General features: G+C 64.6%; 19 protein-coding genes. 14 read left to right on the top strand and 5 right to left on the bottom strand.

The window, feature by feature from the left end; all coding sequences use genetic code 11:
• Positions 1 to 265: 265 nt before the first annotated feature.
• Together cutA and dsbD are read left to right on the top strand one after the other, a co-directional pair.
• On the top strand, positions 266 to 598 hold the full coding sequence (gene cutA, locus F6X37_RS23595; protein WP_090802155.1) for a divalent-cation tolerance protein CutA: 333 nt from the start codon (positions 266 to 268) through the stop codon (positions 596 to 598).
• Positions 591 to 2471, top strand: a complete 1881-nt coding sequence (dsbD, locus tag F6X37_RS23590) for a protein-disulfide reductase DsbD (protein ID WP_187612944.1) — start codon at positions 591 to 593, stop codon at positions 2469 to 2471. The genes cutA and dsbD overlap by 8 nt, the downstream gene beginning before the upstream one ends.
• A gap of 123 nt (positions 2472 to 2594) precedes the next feature.
• Here the strand turns inward: dsbD and hemB are convergent, their stop codons facing one another.
• Together hemB and yihA are read right to left on the bottom strand one after the other, a co-directional pair.
• Positions 2595 to 3593: a porphobilinogen synthase gene (gene hemB / locus F6X37_RS23585; RefSeq protein ID WP_184065475.1), complete on the bottom strand. Its 999-nt coding sequence runs from the start codon at positions 3591 to 3593 to the stop codon at positions 2595 to 2597.
• A gap of 278 nt (positions 3594 to 3871) precedes the next feature.
• Complete coding sequence (yihA, locus tag F6X37_RS23580) at positions 3872 to 4534, bottom strand: ribosome biogenesis GTP-binding protein YihA/YsxC (protein ID WP_187612943.1); 663 nt, start codon at positions 4532 to 4534, stop codon at positions 3872 to 3874.
• 220 nt (positions 4535 to 4754) lie between these two features.
• Here yihA and F6X37_RS23575 point away from each other — a divergent pair, with 220 nt between their 5' ends.
• The 5 genes from F6X37_RS23575 to msrQ all read left to right on the top strand — a co-directional run bounded on the left by F6X37_RS23575 (position 4755) and on the right by msrQ (position 10867).
• Entirely contained in the window at positions 4755 to 5408 is a 654-nt protein-coding gene (locus F6X37_RS23575; RefSeq protein ID WP_090802150.1) for a c-type cytochrome, read from the top strand.
• Positions 5409 to 5526: 118 nt separating this feature from the next.
• A complete protein-coding gene (locus tag F6X37_RS23570; protein WP_090802149.1) occupies positions 5527 to 7737 on the top strand; it encodes a cytochrome c biogenesis protein ResB in 2211 nt (736 codons plus the stop codon).
• A 4-nt stretch (positions 7738 to 7741) separates the two neighbouring features.
• A complete protein-coding gene (gene ccsB, locus F6X37_RS23565; protein ID WP_184065481.1) occupies positions 7742 to 8953 on the top strand; it encodes a c-type cytochrome biogenesis protein CcsB in 1212 nt (403 codons plus the stop codon).
• A gap of 206 nt (positions 8954 to 9159) precedes the next feature.
• Positions 9160 to 10155 (top strand): protein-methionine-sulfoxide reductase catalytic subunit MsrP, encoded by a 996-nt coding sequence (msrP, locus tag F6X37_RS23560; protein WP_187612942.1) that lies wholly within the window; start codon positions 9160 to 9162, stop codon positions 10153 to 10155.
• Between the two features lie 10 nt (positions 10156 to 10165).
• Complete coding sequence (gene msrQ / locus F6X37_RS23555) at positions 10166 to 10867, top strand: protein-methionine-sulfoxide reductase heme-binding subunit MsrQ (RefSeq protein WP_187612941.1); 702 nt, start codon at positions 10166 to 10168, stop codon at positions 10865 to 10867.
• Between the two features lie 111 nt (positions 10868 to 10978).
• On the opposite strand, the gene lysA is transcribed toward msrQ, so the two are convergent.
• Both lysA and lptM read right to left on the bottom strand, forming a co-directional pair.
• Positions 10979 to 12241, bottom strand: coding sequence for a diaminopimelate decarboxylase (gene lysA / locus F6X37_RS23550; RefSeq protein WP_187612940.1), 1263 nt, complete (start codon positions 12239 to 12241; stop codon positions 10979 to 10981).
• Positions 12242 to 12250: 9 nt separating this feature from the next.
• A complete protein-coding gene (lptM, locus tag F6X37_RS23545; RefSeq protein ID WP_090802141.1) occupies positions 12251 to 12595 on the bottom strand; it encodes an LPS translocon maturation chaperone LptM in 345 nt (114 codons plus the stop codon).
• 35 nt (positions 12596 to 12630) lie between these two features.
• Between lptM and cyaY the strand changes: the two genes are divergently transcribed.
• Complete coding sequence (gene cyaY / locus F6X37_RS23540) at positions 12631 to 12951, top strand: iron donor protein CyaY (protein WP_090802140.1); 321 nt, start codon at positions 12631 to 12633, stop codon at positions 12949 to 12951.
• Positions 12952 to 13045: 94 nt separating this feature from the next.
• Here the strand turns inward: cyaY and F6X37_RS23535 are convergent, their stop codons facing one another.
• On the bottom strand, positions 13046 to 15442 hold the full coding sequence (locus F6X37_RS23535) for a penicillin-binding protein 1A (RefSeq protein WP_187612939.1): 2397 nt from the start codon (positions 15440 to 15442) through the stop codon (positions 13046 to 13048).
• A gap of 270 nt (positions 15443 to 15712) precedes the next feature.
• Here F6X37_RS23535 and pilM point away from each other — a divergent pair, with 270 nt between their 5' ends.
• The 6 genes from pilM to aroB all read left to right on the top strand — a co-directional run bounded on the left by pilM (position 15713) and on the right by aroB (position 21780).
• Entirely contained in the window at positions 15713 to 16702 is a 990-nt protein-coding gene (gene pilM, locus F6X37_RS23530) for a pilus assembly protein PilM (protein WP_187612938.1), read from the top strand.
• Positions 16699 to 17385, top strand: a complete 687-nt coding sequence (locus tag F6X37_RS23525; RefSeq protein ID WP_187612937.1) for a fimbrial assembly protein — start codon at positions 16699 to 16701, stop codon at positions 17383 to 17385. Before pilM ends, F6X37_RS23525 begins: the two co-directional genes overlap by 4 nt.
• Positions 17382 to 18314: a hypothetical protein gene (locus tag F6X37_RS23520; RefSeq protein WP_187612936.1), complete on the top strand. Its 933-nt coding sequence runs from the start codon at positions 17382 to 17384 to the stop codon at positions 18312 to 18314. Before F6X37_RS23525 ends, F6X37_RS23520 begins: the two co-directional genes overlap by 4 nt.
• Complete coding sequence (locus F6X37_RS23515; RefSeq protein ID WP_187612935.1) at positions 18311 to 20029, top strand: type IV pilus secretin PilQ; 1719 nt, start codon at positions 18311 to 18313, stop codon at positions 20027 to 20029. The genes F6X37_RS23520 and F6X37_RS23515 overlap by 4 nt, the downstream gene beginning before the upstream one ends.
• A 114-nt stretch (positions 20030 to 20143) precedes the next feature.
• Positions 20144 to 20695: a shikimate kinase gene (locus F6X37_RS23510; protein WP_090802131.1), complete on the top strand. Its 552-nt coding sequence runs from the start codon at positions 20144 to 20146 to the stop codon at positions 20693 to 20695.
• Positions 20695 to 21780, top strand: a complete 1086-nt coding sequence (gene aroB / locus F6X37_RS23505; protein WP_187612934.1) for a 3-dehydroquinate synthase — start codon at positions 20695 to 20697, stop codon at positions 21778 to 21780. The genes F6X37_RS23510 and aroB overlap by 1 nt, the downstream gene beginning before the upstream one ends.
• Positions 21781 to 21865: the final 85 nt, after the last annotated feature.

The following is a 21865-nucleotide window of genomic DNA, read 5'->3' as shown; positions in this document are numbered from 1 at the left end:
AGCGAGGCCAGGCTTTGCGTGAGGTAACTCACGTGGGGACCTCAACTGTTCCAACCGCCCGGTGCGGACCCGCATGCCGGGTGGTGTGGGAGGGGTCGGGCCGTGAGGCCTGCCCCTATCCCGATTTCTGCGGCGGATTTTTCATTGATAGCGAAAGCCGCTTCGCAGTGACCAAATGTCGCTGCCGCACGCGTGGCGCCCTGCAGGGCGACAGGGCCAGGTGATACGATATCGGGATCGAAATCCTGCGCCGCCGGAGCTTGGTGTGAGTGTGAATGTGACCTTGGTGCTGACAACGGTGCCGGATGCGGCCGGCGCTCAAAAGCTCGCAGCCGACGCGCTCGCCGCTCGCCTTTGCGCGTGCGTCACCCAGCTAGGCAGCGTGCAGTCGAGCTATCACTGGCAGGGCGCGATCGAAACCGCGCAGGAAATCCAGCTGCTGTTCAAGACCAGCGCCGCTCGCGCGCTCGAACTGGAGCAATACATTCAGGCTCACCATCCCTACGGCACGCCGGAAATCCTCTCATGGCAAGCGACGGCCTCCGCCGCCTACGGCCAGTGGATCACTGCTGAAACCCAACGCCCTGTTCATGTTTAACGGTCTCGACCGGCGCGCGCGCGCTGCGCTGCGCACCGCATTCTTTCTGCTCGGCTGGGTGTTCCTCGCGCAAGTCGCCACGCTCGCGCGCGCCGCGGACGACTTCCTCGACCCGTCCGTCGCGTTCCGGTTCAGCGCGACCGAGGCCCCCGGCCAAGTGGTCGTCACCTACAAGATTGCGGACGGCTACTACATGTACCGCGAGCGCTTCGCGTTCGCGACCCGCAACGGCACGGCGACGCTTGGCGAGCCTGAACTGCCAGGCGGTCATGTGAAGTTCGATCAGACATTCAACAAGAATGTCGAGACGTATCGCAACGAGCTGACGATTCGTATTCCGGTCAAGCGGGCTGCCGGACCGTTCGATCTTGCGGTGACGTCGCAGGGCTGCGCCGACGCGGGCATCTGCTACCCCCCGATGGAGCGCGTGTACCACGTGAGCAGCAAGGCGCTGCAGCTGGCTGGCAGCGGGGCGGCGACCCCAACCGGGCAACAATCCGCCGCCGCTGACGACGAACCTTGGTACGAACGCGCCACCAGCGCCGATTACGCGCAGTCGCTGCTGCAGCGTGGGGGTTTTTTTGCGATCGTCGGGCTTTATTTCGTTGCCGGCGCCATTCTGAGCTTGCTGCCGTGCTCGTATCCGATGATTCCGATTCTGTCGGCGATCATCATTGGTGAGGGAGCGCGCGTCACGCGCAGGCGTGGCTTCGCGCTGTCGCTCGCGTATGTAGTCGGGATGGCGCTCGTGTACACGGTGCTGGGTGTCGTGGCGGCACTCGTCGGGCAGAGTCTCGGCGCATGGCTGCAGAACCCGTGGGTGCTCGGCGCGTTCGGCGGGCTTCTGACGATTTTCGCGCTGCTGCTGATCGCCGGTGTGGATCTCGAACTGCCGCCGCGCTGGCGCGATCGCATGTCGAGCGGGTCAGCGGGACGCTCGGGTGGCAAATTTACCGCGGTCGCCGTGATGGGCGCGCTGTCGGCGCTGGTGGTCGGCGCTTGCATGACCGCGCCGCTTTTTGCGGTGCTCGCGTTCATTGCGCATACCGGCAACGCCGTGCTCGGTGGCGCGGCGCTGTTCTCGATGGGCATCGGGCTCGGGCTGCCGCTGCTGATCATTGGCCTCGGCGCGGGTACACTGCTGCCGCGCGCGGGCAAGTGGATGGACAGCGTAAAAGTGTTCTTTGGCGTCGTTCTGCTGGCCGCGGCGCTGTGGATTGTTTGGCCGGTGCTCGGCGGGGCGGCGTCGATGCTGTTGAGCGCCCTCTGGCTGCTGATCGCCGCGGTTGCGCTCGGCCTGTTTTCCAAGTCGGTTGCAGGCGCCTCGATATGGCACCGGCTTGGGCGGGCGGTCGGCGTCGTGATGGCGGTTTGGGCAGCCGCGCTTCTAGTTGGCCTCGCGGCGGGATCGTTGGATCCGCTGCGACCGCTGGCGGTGCTCGCGGCTCGCGTCGGCAATCAGGCGAGCATCGCGAAGGATGGCTCCGGCGCGGCCGCAACGGCGCCGCAAAGCGAATTGACGTTCGCGCCGGTACGTTCATCGGATCAGCTCGACCAGGCCGTCAAAACGGCGGCGCAGCCAGCCATGCTCGATTTTTACGCGGACTGGTGCGTGAGCTGCAAGGAGATGGAGAAATTCACCTTCAGCGACCCGCGCGTTCAGGCGAAGCTGAAGCAGATGAATCTGCTGCGCGCCGACGTCACTGCGAACAATACCGACGACCAGGCGCTGCTCAAGCGCTTCAATCTGTTCGGGCCGCCGGGGATTATTTTTTTCGATCAGGGTGGCAAGGAAGTGCTGCGGGAGGTCGGCTACGAATCGGCGGATAAATTCCTGCGCACACTGGATCGGGCGAGTGCATCGGGGGTGTAATCGAAGGCCGCGGGGCGTTGCAAGACCGCCGCTTCGCAAACGGCAGCACAAAAAAACGGAGGCGAAACCCTAAGGTTCGCCTCCGTTTTTTTCTCGACGGCCGCGCGCTAAACCGCGCCTGGCTTACTTCTGCGAACGCAGGATCTTCGCGGCATCCAGCGCGAAATACGTCAGCACGCCGTCCGCGCCTGCACGCTTGAACGCGAGCAGCGATTCCATCATCACCTTGTCGTGATCGAGCCAGCCATTCTGCGCGGCGGCCTTCAGCATGGCGTATTCGCCGCTTACCTGGTACACGTAGGTGGGGAACTGGAACTCGTCCTTCACGCGACGCACGATGTCCAGATACGGCATGCCCGGCTTGACCATCACCATGTCCGCGCCTTCGTTGATGTCGGCCTGCACTTCGCGCAGCGCCTCGTTGGAATTTGCCGGGTCCATCTGGTAGGTCATCTTGTTGCTCTTGCCGAGGTTCGTCGCGGAACCGACGGCATCGCGGAACGGGCCGTAGAACGCCGAAGCGTACTTCGCCGCGTACGCCATGATGCGCGTGTGGATGTGGTCCTCGCTCTCGAGCATTTCGCGGATCGCACCAATGCGTCCGTCCATCATGTCCGACGGCGCGACGATGTCGACGCCGGCTTCCGCCTGCGCACGAGCCTGCTCGACGAGGATCTCGACGGTTTCGTCGTTGATCACGTAGCCGGCTTCGTCGAGCACGCCGTCCTGACCATGGCTCGTATACGGATCGAGCGCCACGTCGGTGAGCACGCCGAGCTCCGGAAAATTCTTCTTCAACTCACGCACCGCGCGCGGGATCAGGCCCGCCGGGTTGGCCGCTTCACGGCCTTCGGGTGTCTTCAGCGAGGGCTCGATCGCGGGAAACAGAGACAACACCGGCACGCCCAGTTCGACGCACTGCCCGGCGACGCCCATCAGCAGATCGACCGACACACGCTCGACGCCCGGCATCGACGGCACGGCTTGCCGCACGTTGGTTCCCTCGACGATGAATACGGGGTAAATCAGATCGTTGGTCGTGAGGATGTTTTCGCGCATCATGCGACGCGAGAAGTCGTCACGGCGCATGCGGCGCGGACGGTAGTGCGGGTAGAAGCTCATATCGAATCGAAGATCGTGGATAGGTGGAGTGGACAAATAGCACCTGGCTCCGCTCCCGGAAACTTTTCGAGACAATGGTATATCATACCGATCGAGCAAGGCGCCTAGCGCTGACCTCCCCGCTTCTCCTCCCTGAGCGGGTGCCTGTCGTTTTTCGATTAGGCTGTTTGACCCGCCGTTCAAGCGGCGGGTTTTTTTATGCGCGGCCGCAAACGCGCTCTGACGCGGGTTTTACAGGCATATCACGCGTGCCGCGGGATTCCTGCATTGATATGCGTTCAGCCCGCGGCCGGCGTTTCGCCTGTTTCGCCCGCTGCCTCCGGGATCAGCCAGCTCTCGATCAGCTCATGCGCTTCATCGAGCCCCGTTCGCTTGAGCGCCGAAAACAGTTGCGCGGTGAGTTCGCCGCGATAGCCCGCAGCCCGATATTCGGCCAGTCCCTTCTGCGCGGTGCGCAACGCGTTCGTGCTTTCCTGACGCGTCAATTTGTCGCATTTGGTGAGCAGCGTGTGGATCGGCTTGCCGGTCGGCGCGAACCACTCGATCATGCGCCGATCTAGATCCGTCAGAGGGCGGCGCGAATCCATCATGAGGATCATGCCGCGCAGTTGCGAGCGCGATTGCAGATACGTGGACAGCAGCGCTTCCCAGTGCGCCTTCGCCGCACCCGGCACTTCCGCATAACCGTAGCCCGGCAGGTCGACCAGATAGGCGGTCGGCTCATCCGACTTGCCAACCGAAAAATAATTGATGTGCTGCGTGCGGCCAGGCGTCTTACTTGCGAATGCAAGTCGCTTCTGATTGCAGAGCACGTTGATCGCGGTCGATTTGCCCGCGTTCGAGCGTCCCGCGAAAGCGATCTCGGGCTGCGCGGTGGACGGCAGGTCGCGCAGATGATTGACGGTGGTATAGAAGCGGGATTCGTGGAGCAGGAAGGGCATGGTGGAAGCCAGATTGGAGAAGCTGCGGAGCCCGCAGCGGGAACGGGGTCAAGCCCGACTGGCGTCTAAGCGATTAGCGAGTTATTGTACAATACGATGGTTTACTGAAAACCTTAGGAGGCCGCCCCACGTGCCTTGGCGGCTCCTGGCGGTCGCTCGGTCGCCGTCGTCGTACTTTGCAGAACATCTAAAATCCCACAAGACGAGACAGGGTGTGCGAATGAATCGACTGTGCAAGACTCTGATGGTGCTTCATGTAACGGCAGGTCTTTCAGGTTTGGCAATTCAGGCACGAGCAGCAGATCCGGCAAAGCCGGACATCAATCGGGGGCAGGCAATCGCGGTACAGGTATGCGCGTCATGTCACGGCGCAGACGGCAACAGTGCCGGCGGCGCATACCCGAAACTGGCGGGCCAGCATCCTGAGTACCTCGTCAAGCAGCTCAGAGATTTCAAGCCGCAGCCGGGCGCCAAACAGGCCGCGCGCAACAATGCGATCATGGCGGGCATGGCCGCCGCGCTTTCCGATCAGGACATGATCAACGTCGCGGCTTACTTCTCGACGCAGACGCCCAAGCCAGGCTATGCGCACAACAAGAAGACCGTCGCGGTGGGGCAGCAGATCTATCGCGGTGGGATTGCCGACCGCGGGGTGCCGGCCTGCGCGGCCTGTCACGGGCCCACGGGGCAGGGCATTCCGATCCAGTATCCACGCCTGTCGGGGCAGTGGGCCGAGTACTCGGTCACGCAATTGACCGCGTTCACGCAAGGTCCGGGCGCTCGTAATAACAACGACGCGATGCATGCGATAGCATCGCGTCTGTCGGACAACGAAATCAAAGCGGTTGCCGACTACATCGCGGGCCTGCATTAAGCGCTTCGTCCGCGCAAATCCAACCGGCCCGGCGAGGCCGGTGAAAAACAAGAAAAGGGTGAGGGTGTCGTCGCTACGACAGCCCTTCACCCTTTTTTGCTGTTCAGTCGGAGATTGAATGAGCGTCACCACGTCGGGTCTGCAGTCGAAGTCGGGCAATCGCGTCATGCGCAGCGCCATCGAGCTCCTGAGCTCGATGCGTTTCGCCATTGCGCTGCTCGTCATTCTGTCGATCGCCAGCATCATCGGTACCGTCCTCACGCAGGACGATCCGTATCCCAACTACGTCAACCAGTTCGGTCCGTTCTGGGCGGACATCTTCCGCGCGCTGAGCCTCTACACGGTGTACAGCTCGTGGTGGTTCATGCTGATTCTCGGCTTCCTGATGGTGTCTGTGTCGCTCTGCGTGATCCGAAATGCGCCGAAGATGGTCGCCGACGTGAAGAGCTGGAAGGACAAGGTTCGAGAAGGCAGCCTGCGCGCGTTCCATCACAAGGGTGAGTTCGCGGTGCACGGCACGCGCGCGCAGTCGGCGGCGGTGCTCGCAAGGTTGTCGGCGAAGCTCGGCTACAAGTTCGTCACGCGCGAGTCGGACGGCGCGACGTTGATCGCCGCGAAGCGTGGCGCGCTGACGAAGTTCGGCTACATCTCCGCGCACCTCGCGATCGTCGTGATCTGCCTCGGCGGCCTGCTCGACAGCAATCTGCCGATCAAGCTGCAAATGTGGCTGTTCGACAAGTCGCCGATCAACTCGAACACGGTGATCAACGAGATTTCGCCCGAGCATCGGCTGTCGCAATCGAACCCGACGTTCCGCGGCTACGCGTGGGTACCCGAAGGGCAGCACGTGTCGACCGCGATCCTGAATCAGCCCAATGGTTCGCTGATCCAGGACCTGCCGTTTTCGATCGAGCTCAACAAGTTCATCGTCGATTACTACTCGACCGGCATGCCGAAGCTGTTCGCGAGCGACATCGTCGTGATCGATCACAAGACCGGCGCGCGCGTGCCGGCGCGCGTCGAGGTCAACAAGCCGTTCGAATACGACGGCGTGTCGATTTATCAATCGAGCTTCCAGGACGGCGGCTCGCAGATGCAGATGACTGCCTTCCCGATGTCCGGCCCGAGTGCAAAGCCCGCGCCGTTTGGCGGCACGATCGGCGGCAGCGCGCCGTTGAGCTCGGCCACGCCGCTGGCCGATGGCCAGACCGTCGAATTCACCGACTTCCGCGCGATCAACGTCGAAAACATCTCGAACGGCAACGGGCAGAACGATGCGCGCGGGGTTGTCGCGCAGCACTCGCTGAAGGAAGCGTTCGACGAGCGCCTCGGCTCCGGCGCGAAAACGTCGAAGCCGCTCGATCTGCACAACGTCGGCCCGTCGGTGCAGTACAAGATTCGCGGCAAGGATGGCCAGGCGCGCGAATACAACAACTACATGCTGCCCGTCGACGTGAACGGCGAGAAAATGTTCCTCGCCGGCATGCGCTTGAATCCCGATGACCCGTTCCGCTATCTGCGAATTCCCGCCGACAGCGGCGGCACGCTCAAGGAATGGATGAATCTGCGCGCCACGCTGGAAGACCCGAACCAACGGGCCATCGCCGCTCATCAATTCGCGCAGCGTTCGGTGCCGGGTTCAAATGCGGAGTTGCAGCAACATCTGGAGGAAAGCGCCTTGCGGGTGCTGACCCTTTTTGCGGGCGCCGACGGCAGCATGAAGATGCCGAATGGCGAAACGCTCGGCGGCTTCCAGGCGGTCGCTGGGTTTATCGACCGCTCGGTACCGAAGGGCGAGCAGGAAAAGGCCGCGGGCCTGCTGCTTCGCATGCTCGAAGGTGTGACGTGGGACTTGTGGCAACTGTCGCGCCAGCGGCTCGGCGAGCCCGCCGCGCCGGCCGATGCGGACACGAGCCGCTTCATCCAGAGTTCGCTTAATGCGATTTCCGACAGCTTTCTGTATGGATCGCCGGTCTATTTGCAGCTTGACTCATTCAAGCAGGTGCAAGCTTCGGTATTTCAGTTGACGCGCGCGCCGGGCAAAAAAGTCGTGTATCTTGGCAGCCTGCTTCTCGTATTGGGCATCTTCTCGATGTTCTACGTTCGCGAACGGCGTCTGTGGTTCTGGCTCAAGGACACGGACCACGGCACGAGCGTCGTAATGGCGATGTCGAGCGCGCGTAAGACGCTAGACTTCGAGAAAGAGTTCGTCCAGACGCGGGCCGCCGTGAGCGCCGCATTGGGCGCGAAACTCATCGAAGCAGCCGATGCCAGCCCGGCCGGCCAGGCCGCCGCTGCGTCGGCAAGCTCACAGGATTCGACCCGGTAAGATCATGGACTTGACTCAGGTTTCCTCCTCCTCTTCTTCTGCTTCACGCGCCGACAAGGCGTTTGCGAGCAGCACGCCCGAACTCCCGAACTTCGACGAACGGCCGTTCCTGAAACGCCTGGGTATCGTCGACTGGCTGTTCGCGCTCGCGCTCGTCGGGGGCGCCGGGTTCGCGCTGTCGCGCTATTACCCGTTCATGAACTACTACGACAAATTGGTGCTGATGTGCTCGGTGCCGGTTTTCGTCGTGCTCGGCTGGCGCTGGAAGCCGGTGCGTCCGCTGATGGTGGGAATCGCCGCGCTGTCGCTGCTCGCAATCCAGATCTACCACGGCGATCTGAGCCGCGCCGACAACGCTTTCTTCCTCAAGTATTTCCTGTCGAGCCAGTCCGCGATCCTGTGGATGAGCGCGCTCTTCGTATTCGCGACCGGGTTCTACTGGATCGCGCTGCTGTCGCGCTCGCCGACCGGCGCCGCGATCGGCTCGACGATGACGTGGGCGGCGGTGCTGATGGGCTTCGTCGGCATGATGGTGCGCTGGTACGAGTCGTATCTGATCGGCGCGGACGTCGGCCATATTCCGATTTCGAACCTCTATGAAGTGTTCGTGCTGTTCAGCCTGATCACCGCGCTGTTCTATCTGTACTACGAGCAGCACTACAACACGCGCGCGCTCGGCGCGTTCGTGTTGCTCGTGATCAGCGCAGCCGTCGGCTTCCTGATGTGGTACTCGGTCGCGCGCGATGCGCAGCAGATCCAGCCGCTCGTGCCGGCGCTGCAAAGCTGGTGGATGAAGATTCACGTGCCGGCGAACTTCATCGGCTATGGCAGCTTCGCGCTGTCGGCGATGGTCGGCGTCGCATATCTGGCGAAGGAACGCGGCGTGCTCGCGGATCGTCTGCCGGCGCTCGACGTGCTCGACGACGTGATGTACAAGTCGATCGCGGTCGGCTTCGCGTTCTTCACGATCGCGACGATTCTCGGCGCGCTGTGGGCCGCCCAAGCCTGGGGCGGCTACTGGAGCTGGGACCCGAAGGAGACGTGGGCGCTGATCGTGTGGCTGAACTACGCGGCCTGGCTGCACATGCGTATGATGAAGGGCCTGCGCGGCGCGCTCGCCGCGTGGTGGGCGCTGACCGGGCTGCTGGTCACGAGCTTCGCGTTCCTCGGCGTGAACATGTTCCTGTCGGGCTTGCATAGCTACGGCAAGCTGTAAGATCCGCCGCGCTGAACCGACTAAGAACCGCCGCGTGCTTTCGCACCGGCGGTTTTTTTATGGCCGATGGAATATTCGTTGCTCCCCGGTGTTCGCCAGTCGAGCACCAGAGCAACTACCCATGGATGACAGACGCCCCCAAAGGGGCGATCATCAATAAGGCTCCGCAACGCGCGCGACGCGGCGGGCCGGCAAGGAGTAGCACGATGTGGATCAAGCGAAGCGACAGAATTCAACTGACCGGCGATGACATCGCGCGCAGCGAAATCGCGCCGCGGCACGTGTTCGAAAACCGGCGACGCATCCTGCAGGCGGCGGGCGCGATGGCGCTCGGCGGCCTGATCGGCGTGAGCGGCGAGGCGCTCGCGACCTACTCGTCGCCCGATCCGAAGGCGCAGAAGCTCGCGGCGAAAACCAACACCAGGTTCGTCGCGCTCGACAAGATCACGCCGTACAAGGACATCACGACCTACAACAATTTCTATGAGTTCGGCACCGGTAAATCCGACCCCTCGCAGCGCGCGGGCACGTTGCGGCCGCATCCGTGGAAGGTGAGCGTCGAGGGCGAGATCAAGAATCCGAAGGTGTACGACATCGACGATCTGCTGAAGCTCGCGCCGCTCGAGGAGCGTGTGTACCGGCATCGCTGCGTCGAAGGTTGGTCGATCGTGGTGCCGTGGATCGGCGTCTCGCTGTCGGAGCTGATCAAACGCGTCGAACCGACCGGCAATGCAAAGTACGTGCAGTTCATCACGCTCGCCGATCCGTCGCAGATGCCAGGGTTGTCGGCACCCATACTCGATTGGCCTTACTCCGAAGGCCTGCGGATGGACGAGGCGATGCATCCGCTGACGCTACTGACGATGGGCCTCTACGGCCAGGTGCTGCCGAATCAGAACGGCGCGCCGGTGCGCGTCGTGGTGCCGTGGAAGTACGGCTTCAAGAGCGCGAAGTCGCTCGTGAAAATCCGCTTCGTCGAGAAGCAGCCGCCGACGAGCTGGAACACGTACGCGTCGAACGAATATGGGTTTTATTCGAACGTGAATCCGAATGTCGATCATCCGCGCTGGAGTCAAGCCACTGAAAGGCGCATCGGCGAAGACGGCTTTTTCACGCCGAAACGCAAGACGCTGATGTTCAACGGTTACGGCGATCAGGTCGCGTCGCTCTATCAGGGCATGGACCTGAAGAAGAACTTCTAGGGCGAGCGCGATGGTTTCCGATACGCAAACTGTCACCCGCACCGAGCCTGCGACGCGGCGGACCTCGTCGGCGTCGGCGGCGAAGCTGCGTTCCACCGGCGGCGCGCGCTGGGTCGTGCCCACCAAAGTCGCGGTCTTCATCGCGGCGCTCTATCCTCTCTCGCGCCTCGTGCTGTTCGGCCTGACCGACCGGCTCGGCGCGAATCCGATTGAATTCATCACACGCTCGACCGGCCTGTGGACGCTCGTGTTCCTGTGCATCACGCTCGCGGTGACGCCGCTACGCCGTCTGACCGGCGTCGCCGCGTTCGTGCGTTTGCGCCGCATGCTCGGGCTCTACACGTTCTTCTACGCGACGCTGCATTTCACCACGTACCTGTGGTTCGACAAGTGGTTCGATGTTGCGGAGATTCTGAAGGACATCGGCAAGCGGCCGTTCATCACGGTGGGCTTCGCCGCGTTCGTGCTGCTGATCGCGCTCGCGGTCACGTCGCCGCGCGCGATGGTGCGCAAGCTCGGACGTCGCTGGCAGACGCTGCATCGCGCGATCTATGCGATCGGCGTGCTCGCGATCCTGCATTTCTGGTGGATGAAGGCGGGCAAGCACGACCTGCTGCTGCCGAAGATCTACGGCGCGGTGATGATCGCGTTGCTGGGATGGCGACTGGTGGTGTGGATACGTGAGCGGAGGATGGGAACGCGCCGACGATGATGGCGAGTTTATTGGCGTCACGCTGTTTCAAATAAAAATGGCGATGCCACCGTGGCATCGCCATTTTCGTTGCTGCGCTCGACCTTCGCGCTCTGCCGCAGGGACTGACGTTTACGCCGGCAGTATCGTTTCATCCGCAAACAGCTGCTTGACCTCTTCGCGCGCGCGAACCACATGCGCCTGTGTACCATCCACCATCACCTCGGCGGCGCGCGCACGGGTGTTGTAGTTCGAGCTCATCACGAAGCCGTACGCGCCGGCCGAGCGGATCGCGAGCAGATCGCCGGGTTCGATCGCGAGCAGCCGCTCGCGGCCGAGCCAGTCGCCGCTTTCGCAGACCGGGCCGACCACGTCGTACACATGCGCGGGGACGTCGCGCTTCACGACCGGCTCGATGGCGTGATAGGCGTCGTACATCGCGGGGCGCGCGAGATCGGTCATCGCCGCGTCGACGATCGCGAAGTTCTTGTCCTCGCCCGGCTTCAGAAACTCAAGACGTGTGAGCAGCACGCCCGCATTGCCGACCAGCGAGCGGCCCGGCTCGAAATAGACTTCGCGGTGACCGTGGCCGAGCGCTTCGATGCGATCGAGCACCGTGCGCACGAACTCACCGATTTCCGGCGGCGTTTCGTCGTCGTAGGTGATGCCCAGACCGCCGCCGACGTCGAAATGGCGAATCGACACGCCGTCCTGCTCGATCTGCTCGACGAGTTCCAGCACCTTATCGATCGCGTCGAGATAGGGCGCGACTTCGGTGATCTGCGAGCCAATATGGCAGTCGATGCCGATCACCTCGAGATTCGACATCGCTGCGGCCGCCTGGTAGGTGGCACGCGCATCTTCGAACGCGACGCCGAACTTGTTGGTCTTGAGTCCGGTGGAAATGTACGGATGCGTTTTCGCATCGACATCGGGATTCACGCGCAGCGACACCGGCGCTTTCTTGCCCATCTCGCCCGCCACCGAATTGAGGCGGTCGAGTTCGGGAATCGATTCGACGTTGAAGCATTTGACGCCCGCCGCGAGCGCGTCGCGCATTTCGCTTGCCTGCTTGCCAACGCCCGAAAACACGGTGTTTTCCGCTTTGCCGCCAGCCGCGAGCACGCGCGCGAGCTCGCCGCCCGACACGATGTCGAAGCCCGCGCCGAGGCGCGCGAACACGTTCAGCACCGCGAGATTGCTGTTGGCCTTGACGGCCACGTGCACGCTCGCGCGACGCCCCGCGCAGGCGCCCGCATAGGCGTTCCACGCTGCGGTGAGCGCGGCGCGTGAATAGACGTAGAGCGGCGTGCCGAACTGCTCGGCGAGGGAAACGGCGGACACGCCTTCGGCGTGCAATACGCCGTCGACGTAGTCAAATGCGGATCGAGTCATGCGAAAGTCTTATTGAACGGAAGGGACGGCAGAGGCGGGCAGCGGCACTGCGGGAGCCGATGCCGCCGAAGCGGGCGGCGCCGCGAGCTGGTCTTCGGGGGCGAGCGTGAGCGGCGTGCCCGAGGTGTCCGGGATCGAACCCGTGTCGGCCGCGCTGCCGCTAGCCGGTTGCGTTCGATCGGTCGATGGTGTTTGCGTGCGGTGAGCCGGCGGGGCAGGCATCGGCGGTACGGTCGGCAGATAGAGTGAGCCGCGTTGGCCGCAGCCGGTAAGCGCACAACCTGCGAGAATGACTAAAACCGCTACAATCGCGCGGCCGGGCGCTGCCGCGCGCATCCGAGTTACGACTCGCATGACTGTCCCTGAATGAATAATCGATGGAGTTTAGCATGTCCGATAGTGATTACCTGACCCGTGCGGAAGCCGTGCTGGCCGCCATCGAGAGCGCGCTCGACGACATCGACGCCGACATCGAGCTCGAGCGCAGCGGCAACGTTTTGACGCTCGAATTCGAGAACCGCACGAAGATCATCGTCAACCTTCAGCCGCCGATGAGCGAGATCTGGATCGCCGCCAAAGCCGGTGGTTTCCACTTCCGTTTCGTCGACGGTGAATGGCGCGACACGCGCAGCGGCGCGGAGTTTTTCGCGGCGCTGTCGCAGTATGCGACGCAGCAGGCTGGCGAGCCGGTGCGGATCGCCGCGCTATGAGCGCGGTGTAATAAGCGCGAGACGCTCTCAAAACAAAACCGCCGCGTAACGAACGCGGCGGTTTTTTCTTTTCTAGCGGGACATCGACGCAGCCTCAGTGCCCGCGGAACAGATTCATGATGTCCTGCTTTTCCTGTTCGCCAACCTGTTCCGGAGCGGCGGCTGCCGCGCTCGCCTCCGCATCGAGCGTCGCCTGACTGACGCCGACCGTCGCGATGAAGCCGTGGCCCGGCGTGAACTCGTCGAAATAAAGCTCCGAGCCGATTTCGCTGACGCCGTCGGGGCGTGGCATCTTGTACTCGGGCACCCCCTTCAGCGCGCGTCCCATGTACTCGATCCACACCGGCAGCGCCAGGCCGCCGCCGGTTTCCTTGTCGCCGAGGCTGCGCGGGTTGTCGTAGCCGATCCACGCGATCGCGGTGAGCGTGTGCTGATAGCCGGCGAACCACGCGTCGCGGGAATCGTTGGTCGTGCCGGTCTTGCCGGCGAGATCGGTGCGCTTGAGCACGTTGCTCTTCGCCCCGGTGCCGTGCTGCGCGACGCTTTGCAGCAGGCTGTTCATCACGTAGGCGTTGCGCGGTTGGATCGCGAACGGCGCGCTTTGCCCGGCCACGAGCGGCTGCGCGTGCGCGACGACGATGCCGCGCTGATCGGTGACCTCCGCGATCAGATACGGATTGATCCGGTAGCCGCCGTTGGCGAACACCGAGAACGCGCCGGCCATTTGCAGCGGCGTCACGAGGCCCGCGCCAAGCGCCATCGGCAGATAGGCGGGATGGCGGTCCGCGTCGAAGCCAAACCGCGTGATGTATTGCTGCGCGTACTTCGGGCCGATCTGGTTCAGGATGCGGATCGACACGAGGTTCTTCGATTTCTGCAGCGCGGTGCGCATCGTCATCGGACCGTCGAAGCCGCCGCCGTAGTTTTTCGGCTCCCACGCCTGGCCGCCGGTTTCGGCGGCGCTGAAGAAGAGCGGCGCGTCGTTGATGATCGTGGCGGGCCCGAGGCCCTTTTCGAGCGACGCCGAATAGATGAACGGCTTGAAGCTGGAGCCCGGCTGACGCCACGCCTGCGTCACGTGATTGAACTTGTTCTTGTTGAAGTCGAAGCCGCCGACCAGCGAGCGGATCGCACCGTCCTGCGGCACCAGCGAGATGAACGCGCCTTCCACCTGGGGCAATTGCGTGATCGACCAGTCGCCCTCGTCGTTCTTCACGAGCCGCACGATCGCGCCGGGCCGGATGCGCTGATTCGGCTGCGCGCGCGGGCCGAGCGCGAACTGCGCGTAGCGCAGGCCGTCGCCCTGAATGGTCGCGACATTGCCGTCGATGAACGCCGCCTGGACCTGCTTCGGGCTCGCCGCCGTGACGATGGCCGCGATGATTTCGCCATTGTCGGGATGTTCGAGCAGCGCGTCGTCGATGGCCTGCTCGCGCTCGTCGGCGTCGGCCGGCAGATCGATGAACGCCTCCGGGCCGCGATAGCCGTGACGGCGCTCGTAGTCCATCAAGCCTTTGCGCACCGCGTGGTAGGCGACGTCCTGATCGGCCGAGTCGATCGTGGTCACGACGTTCAGGCCGCGCGTGTAGGCTTCCTCGCGATACTGCGCGTACATCATCTGCCGCACCATTTCCGCGACGTATTCCGCGTGCACGCTGTACTCCTTGCCCATGCCCTTCACGACGAGCCGCTGCCGGCTCGCCTCGTCGTACTGTTCCTGAGTGATGTAGTGCAATTCGTACATGCGCTGCAGGATGTACTCCTGGCGCACCTTCGCACGCTTCGGATTGACGACCGGGTTATACGCGGAGGGCGCCTTCGGCAGACCGGCGAGCATTGCCGATTCGGCGAGCGTCAGGTCCTTCAGATCCTTGCCGAAGTACACGCGCGCGGCACTCGCGAAACCGTACGCGCGTTGACCTAGATAGATCTGATTCATGTACACCTCGAGAATCTGATCCTTGCTCAGCTTCGACTCGATCTTGTACGCGAGCAGCATCTCGTAGATCTTGCGCGTGTACGTCTTCTCGCTGGACAGAAAGAAGTTGCGCGCGACCTGCATCGTGATCGTGCTCGCGCCTTGCGTCGCATGACCGTTGGTCAGCGCGACGAAGCCGGCTCGCGCGATGCCGGTGAGGTCGACGCCGCCGTGCTCATAGAAGCGCGCGTCCTCGATCGCGAGAATCGCTTTCTTCAGGCTGTCGGGCACGTCCTGGATGTGCACGATGTCGCGCCGCTCCGCGCCGAATTCGCCGATCAGCACGTGGTCGGCCGTATAGATTCGCAGCGGCACTTTGGGCTGATAGTCGGTCAATGCATCGAGTGACGGCAGGTTCGGCGTCGCGACGACGAGCGCATAGCCGAGCACCAGCGCCACGCATACGATGCCCGCCACGATCAACCCGACAAAGCCGAGGATCAGCTTCAGCCATAACGGACGTTTGCGCCGTTTCGGCGCGGGCGGCGGGGACGTAGGAGACGTGGCTTGCATAGGAGTACCGGAAAAACAGTCCCGCGATTATAGCCGCCAGGGTTTTTCTGCTTTCGACAAGCTTACGAATGACGCGCAATCGGCACACGCCAGGCGGCGCGGGAATGACTTCGCTGTAGTCCCAACTGTAGTCGCTTTGATGTCGCTCGGGGCGGCTTCGCATCTGCGTTAGCCATTCGGCTGAATGTCGTTAGGACGTGCGTCTGCCGACAATGATCCCTCGTTACTCGCGTTCGAATGGTTCGTCGCGTGAGTCAGAGGGAGGGCGGTATGGCCTATAAAAATTCGTGGCTTCAGGCGGTGCGGGAGGGCCGGCAGCGTTTCGCCGCCGGCATCGATGTCGGTTCGCAAAACGTGCGTCTCGTCGTGGTGAGTCAACGCGCCCGAGGCGCGCTGCATCTCGAACATATGAGCACGGTGCCGTTCGCGGCCGGCACCATGGCGGGCGCCGAGATCGTCGATCGGCAGGCCGTCGCGCGGGCGTTGCGCGATGCGTTCGCCGGTTTGCCGCGCGTATGCGCGACGCACGCGCTGCGCTGCGCGATGGCCGTGCCTTCGTCGGCCACGCTGACGACGACAGTGCCGCTCGCGCGGCTCGCCGCTCAGAGCGACTGCGAGGCGGAGGACGGCGGCGTTGCGCTCGCCGGACTTGCGCCCGCGGTGATGGGAGAGGCGGAGCGCATCGCCGGCCTCGAGCGTCATGCGCTCGCGGTCGACTGGTACGTCGACGAGACGCCGTCGCCGGTGCGCTCGGTGAAGATCGCCGCGACCGCGCGCCAGCATCTCGAAGCGCGGATCGAATGCGCCGCGACCGCAGGGATTTCGCTGTCCGCGATCGATGGCGAACCGCACGCGGCATTGCGCGCGCTGCGCCACGCGGCCAGTCGCGAGCTCGACCCGAACGAGCCGTACGCGGCGGTGTGGGTCGGTACGGACGGCGTGTACGGCTGGAGCGTCGTCGATGGCGCGAGCATCGGCGAGATGCGCTACCCGGCGCCGGAGCATGCCGATCTCGCCGACGCGTTGCGCGATCTCATGCGCGGGCCGGAGTTCGACTGCGCGCTGATCGGCGGCGAAATCGATCTGCTCGACGGCGTCGGCTTTTCACTCGCCGATATTGGCGACGTGCTCGGCTGCTCGGCGCTGCCGTTCGAATGCGCGCTGCTCGGCAGCCACGCGCGGCCGCTCGACGACGCCTTGCTGCACGAGCCGGCTGGCGCGGTCGCGTTTGGGCTCGCGTTGCGCGGGGTGCTGGAATGAGGGCCGTTCTGTCGTTTTCGTCTGGCGTCGCCGCGAGTGCCGATCAGCGCGCCGCTGTACCGTGGATGGGCGGCTTCAATCTGCTGCCGTATCGCCAACGCAACGCGCGACTCGCGCGGCGCCGCTGTATGCGCGACTGGGCTGTGGCCGCTTGTGTCGGTGCCGCGGGTGTGTTGCTCGTCGCCGGTTGGCAGAGCTTCGCCGCAGCGCGGCTCGATGCGCGGCGCGCGGCGGCCGGGCAGGCGCTGACTCCGCTCGCCGTGCCGCTCGCGGAGCACGCGAAGCTGTCGCGGGCCGAACAGGATGAGCGCGAAGCCGCGGCGCGCGCCGCGAGTCTCGCGAGGCCGCTCGCACATCTGCGCGATCTGCTCGACGCGCTGAGCTTCGAACCCGGCGATCGCGTCGTGTTGCGGCAGTTGCGCCAGCGCGAGTACGAGACTGAATTGCTGGCGACTTCGAGCGGCCATATCGCATCGGCTGAGTGGCTCAAGCGGCTCGGCGCGATCCACGGCGTGCAGGGCGCGGAGATGCGCGATCTGCATCGGCCGACGGGGAAGGGCGGCGCGTCGATGGAACAGGCGATAGGCGGACCCGTGGAGTTCGATGCGCGCCTGCGCTGGGGCGATCCGCCGCACAAAGCGACGCGCGCCCTGAAGGCCGCACGAACGGGAGGTGCGCGATGAGCACGACCTTTTTCGAGGCGGGTGGTGCGGCGCATGGGTCCGCGGGTTTTTCGCGCTGGGTCAAGCGGGCGCGTATGCCGCTCGAGGCGTGGAGTCGGCGCCGTCGCTGGCTCGTCGCGGCGACGCTTGCCGCGCTCGTGTTCGGCGTCGGCGCGTACGGCTGGAACGCGGCTGATCTCGCCGGACTGGAAGCGAGCCGCGCGGCGCTCGCGGTCAGCACGCAGCGTCTCGCGCACGCGCGGCACACGCTCGCACAGCTGCCGTCGCTGCGCCGTGCAGCCGCGGCGATGCCGGCCACGGCGTCGAGCGCCGTGTCGTGGAACTCCGCCGACGACGTGCGCATCGTCTCCGAGCTGGCCACGCAAAGCGGCGTCGCGCTGCTTGCGGTGGAACCGGGCGCGGCGAGCGGCGAGGGCGTCGAGCGGATGCGCGTTCTGCAGCTCACCGCGCGCACCGACTTCGTTCACCTGATGGCGTTTTTCCACGGGCTCGCGCAACTGCCGGTGCTGATCGTTCCCGTCGACGTGACCGTCAAGCAGGACGGCAAAGGGCTCGCGGTGGCCGCGACGCTGCAGGTGTACGCCGCGCTGCGACCGGTGCCCGACACCCCGGCTGCGAGCGCCGAGGCGAGCCCTGACGCCGACGAGGCTGCCGACGATGACGACGAAGGCCTCGTGTTCTTCGATCCGTTTGCGAAGTCGCAGATCTCCGCGAGCGGCGAGCTGGGCGATGCTTCTGAGTTGCGCCTTGTCGGTTTGCTGCGCGATCGTACCCGCGGGCTCGCGCTGCTCGACACGCCAGACGGCACGACGATGGTCGCGGCTGGGCAACGACTGGGCGTCGAGCGGGTCACACAGCTCGACGCGCTTGGCATTACGCTCGCGAACGGCGGCGCGACGCGCACGCTGACGCTGACGGAGGCGTCATGATGCGCCCGCTCAAGCGATGGAGCGTGGCGACGCTGGGTGTCGGACGCGAGGTCCGCGTCGTATCCGGACGGTGTTTCGGGCTCTACGTCGCCGCGACGCTGGGTGCCGGCGTCGCACAGGCAGCGACGCCACTGCTGCCGCCGCCGTTGCCGACTTACGCGGCGCTCGACGACCCGGCCGTATCGGCCAACACCGCCTACGAGACGGCGCCGCTGCCGAGCGGCGGCATCGGCCAGGCGGCGAATCCGTTCGGCGACGTTTCCACGCCAGGCGGGGCCCAGGAGCCGGACACGCTCCAGCCGGCCGCGCGTTCCGCGATAGCGCCCGACGCCTCCCCGGACGACCTCGCCAACGGCCCGATGCCGCCGCCTTCGCCAACACAACCCGCCACCCCGGCTCGCGACGACAGTGCCGGCACGCCTGGTCTCGAAGGCCCGCCGGTCCCGCTGCCGCCGCGGCCGCGCCTCGCCGACGCATCGGCCAGTGCGGACTCGGGCCTTCCCGCGGGCAACGAGCCGATCTCGCTGACCTTTCAGCGTGCGCAACTTGGCGCGGTCCTGAAAGCGTTCGCCGAGTTCACCGGCCTGAACATCGTCGCCAGCGCCAAAGTGCGCGGCGCCGTGTCGATACGTCTCGACAAGGTGCCGTGGCGCACCGCGTTCGACACCTTGCTCGATGTCAATAATCTGGCGATGGAGCGCCACGGCAACGTAATCTGGGTCGCGCCTGCCGCCGAGCTCGCCGCGCGCGAACGTCAGCGCTTCGAAGCCCACGCGCGCGCCGCGGACCTCGAGCCGCTCGCGAGCCGCACGTTCGAGCTGCACTACGCGCACGCCGAGGACGTGCGTCGCCTGCTGACCGGTTCCGGCACGCAGCGCGTGCTGTCCAAACGTGGCGCCGTCACCGCTGATCCGCGCACCAACCTGCTGTTCGTCACCGATCTCGCGGGGCGGCTCGAGCAGATCGCGGCGCTGATCGCTTCCGTCGACCGGCCGACTCGCCAGGTGCTGATCGAGGCTCAGATCGTCGAAGGCGACCAGGGCTTTTCGCGCAATCTCGGGGTGCGGCTGTCGCTCGCCGGCACCAGCGCGGACGGTACGTCGAGAGGGCTGACGGGTGGAACGGACGGCTCCGTGTACGATCTGTCGGCCCGACCGATCTCCGGATTCGATGCCGCGACCGCCGGCCTCACGCTGTTCGCGGCTCACGCGACCCGGCTGCTGAATATCGAACTCTCGGCGCTCGAGTCCGAAGGGCATGGGAAAATCGTGTCGAGCCCACGGGTCGTCACCGCGGACCGGATGAAGGCGATCGTCGAGCAGGGCACCGAGCTGCCGTATCAGGCGAAGGTCGGCCAGGGCGTATCGGGCGTGCAGTTTCGCCGGGCGACGCTCAAACTGGAGGTCGAGCCGCAGATCATGCCGGATGGCCGCGTGGTGCTCGATCTCGACGTCGCGAAGGACAGCGTCGGCGAGCAGACCGACGCCGGGCCCGCGATCAACACCAAGCACGTGCAAACGCGCGTCGAGGTCGAGGACGGTGGTACGGTGTCGATCGGCGGAATTTACGAGACCGACGACCGTGACGACGTCGAGCGGGTGCCCCTCCTCGGCAAAATACCGGTTCTGGGCGCATTGTTCCGCCATCGGACTCATCGCGACACGCGTAGCGAACTGGCGGTTTTCATCACGCCGCGCGTGGTGCGGGAAAATTAGGGCATATAGGGCACGCATGCACCGCCGTCCGCCGGCGGCGCGCAGGCTCGACAAGGCAGCCGCTTTGCCAGTAAGCTGCGGCACGAACTACACCGGATTAGCCAGAGGACACCGTTGCAAGCGCGGGACGCACACGCCAATGTTTTTTTCGTAGGGCTCATGGGGGCAGGAAAAACCACTGTGGGTCGGGCGGTTGCGCGCCGTCTCGAGCGCCCGTTCTTCGATTCCGACCATGAAATCGAGGCGCGCACGGGCGCGCGCATTCCCGTGATCTTCGAGCTCGAGGGCGAAGCGGGCTTTCGCGATCGCGAAGCGAGCGTGATCTCCGAGCTGACCGGGCGCGACAATATCGTGCTCGCGACCGGCGGCGGTGCAGTCCTGCGGCCGGAAAACCGCGAAGCGTTGAAAAGCCGTGGCCTCGTGATCTATCTGCGCGCCAATCCGCATGACCTGTGGCTGCGCACGCGGCGCGACAAGAATCGCCCGCTGCTGCAAACGGAAGACCCCAAGGCGCGCCTCGAAGCGCTCTATGAAGTGCGCGACCCGCTGTACCGCGAATGCGCGCACTTCGTGATCGAAACCGGCCGGCCCTCGGTCAACGGACTCGTCAACATGGTTCTGATGCAGCTCGAGATGGCCGGCGTCGCCAAACATCCTGCTTCATAATGGACCGTATGATTACCGTCAACGTCGAACTGGGCGAGCGCGCCTACCCCATCCATATCGGTGCCGGCCTGATCGGCCAGACCGCGCTGTTCGCGCCGCATATCGCCGGCAACTCGGTCACGATCGTCACCAATAGCACCGTCGATCCGCTCTACGGCGACAAGCTGCGCGCAGCGCTTGCGCCGCTGAACAAGCAGGTGTCCACGGTGATTTTGCCGGACGGCGAAGCACACAAGAATCTGCAGACGCTGAACCTGATCTTCGACGCGCTGCTCGGCTCGCGCGCCGACCGCAAGACCACGCTGATCGCGCTCGGTGGCGGTGTGATCGGCGACATGACCGGGTTTGCCGCCGCCTGCTACATGCGCGGCGTGCCGTTCATCCAGGTGCCGACCACGTTGCTGTCGCAGGTGGATTCGTCGGTCGGCGGCAAGACCGGCATCAATCATCCGCTGGGCAAGAATATGATCGGCGCGTTCTACCAGCCTCGGGCGGTGATCGCTGACATCGGCGCATTGCGTACGTTGCCCGAACGCGAACTCGCGGCGGGCATCGCCGAGGTCATCAAGACCGGCGCAATCGCCGACGCCGGATTCTTCAGTTGGATCGAGGCCAATATCGAGGCTTTGAACCGCTGCGAACCGGAGGCGTTGACCCTGGCAGTCAAACGCTCGTGCGAGATCAAGGCGTCGGTGGTGGCGCAGGACGAGCGCGAAGGTGGTCTGCGCGCGATCCTCAACTTCGGTCACACGTTCGGCCACGCGATCGAAGCCGGACTCGGCTATGGCGAGTGGCTGCACGGCGAGGCGGTCGGCTGCGGAATGGTGATGGCGGCGGATCTGTCCGTGAGGCTCGGCCATCTCGATGAAGCGTCGCGCAAGCGGCTCGTCGACGTCGTGCTTGCCGCGCATCTGCCCACTCGTGCTCCCGCGCTCGGCGCGGATCGTTACATCGAGCTGATGCAGATCGACAAGAAGGCGGAAGCCGGCGCGATCAAGTTCATTCTGCTGAAGCGTTTCGGTGAGACACTGATCACCCGCGCGCCCGACGCCGACGTGCATGCGACGCTGGCCGCCGCCATCTAGATTCAACACGGCCCTGCAGCTACGCTTCACGCACCCGCGTCACGAGGCGCCGCCCATGTTTCGGAGGACCCGGTGACTGACAGGC

The organism is Paraburkholderia sp. 31.1, assembly GCF_014397645.1.
GTDB classification, from domain to species: Bacteria; Pseudomonadota; Gammaproteobacteria; order Burkholderiales; family Burkholderiaceae; genus Paraburkholderia; species Paraburkholderia tuberum.
This window is presented reverse-complemented; position numbering and strand designations above follow the sequence as displayed.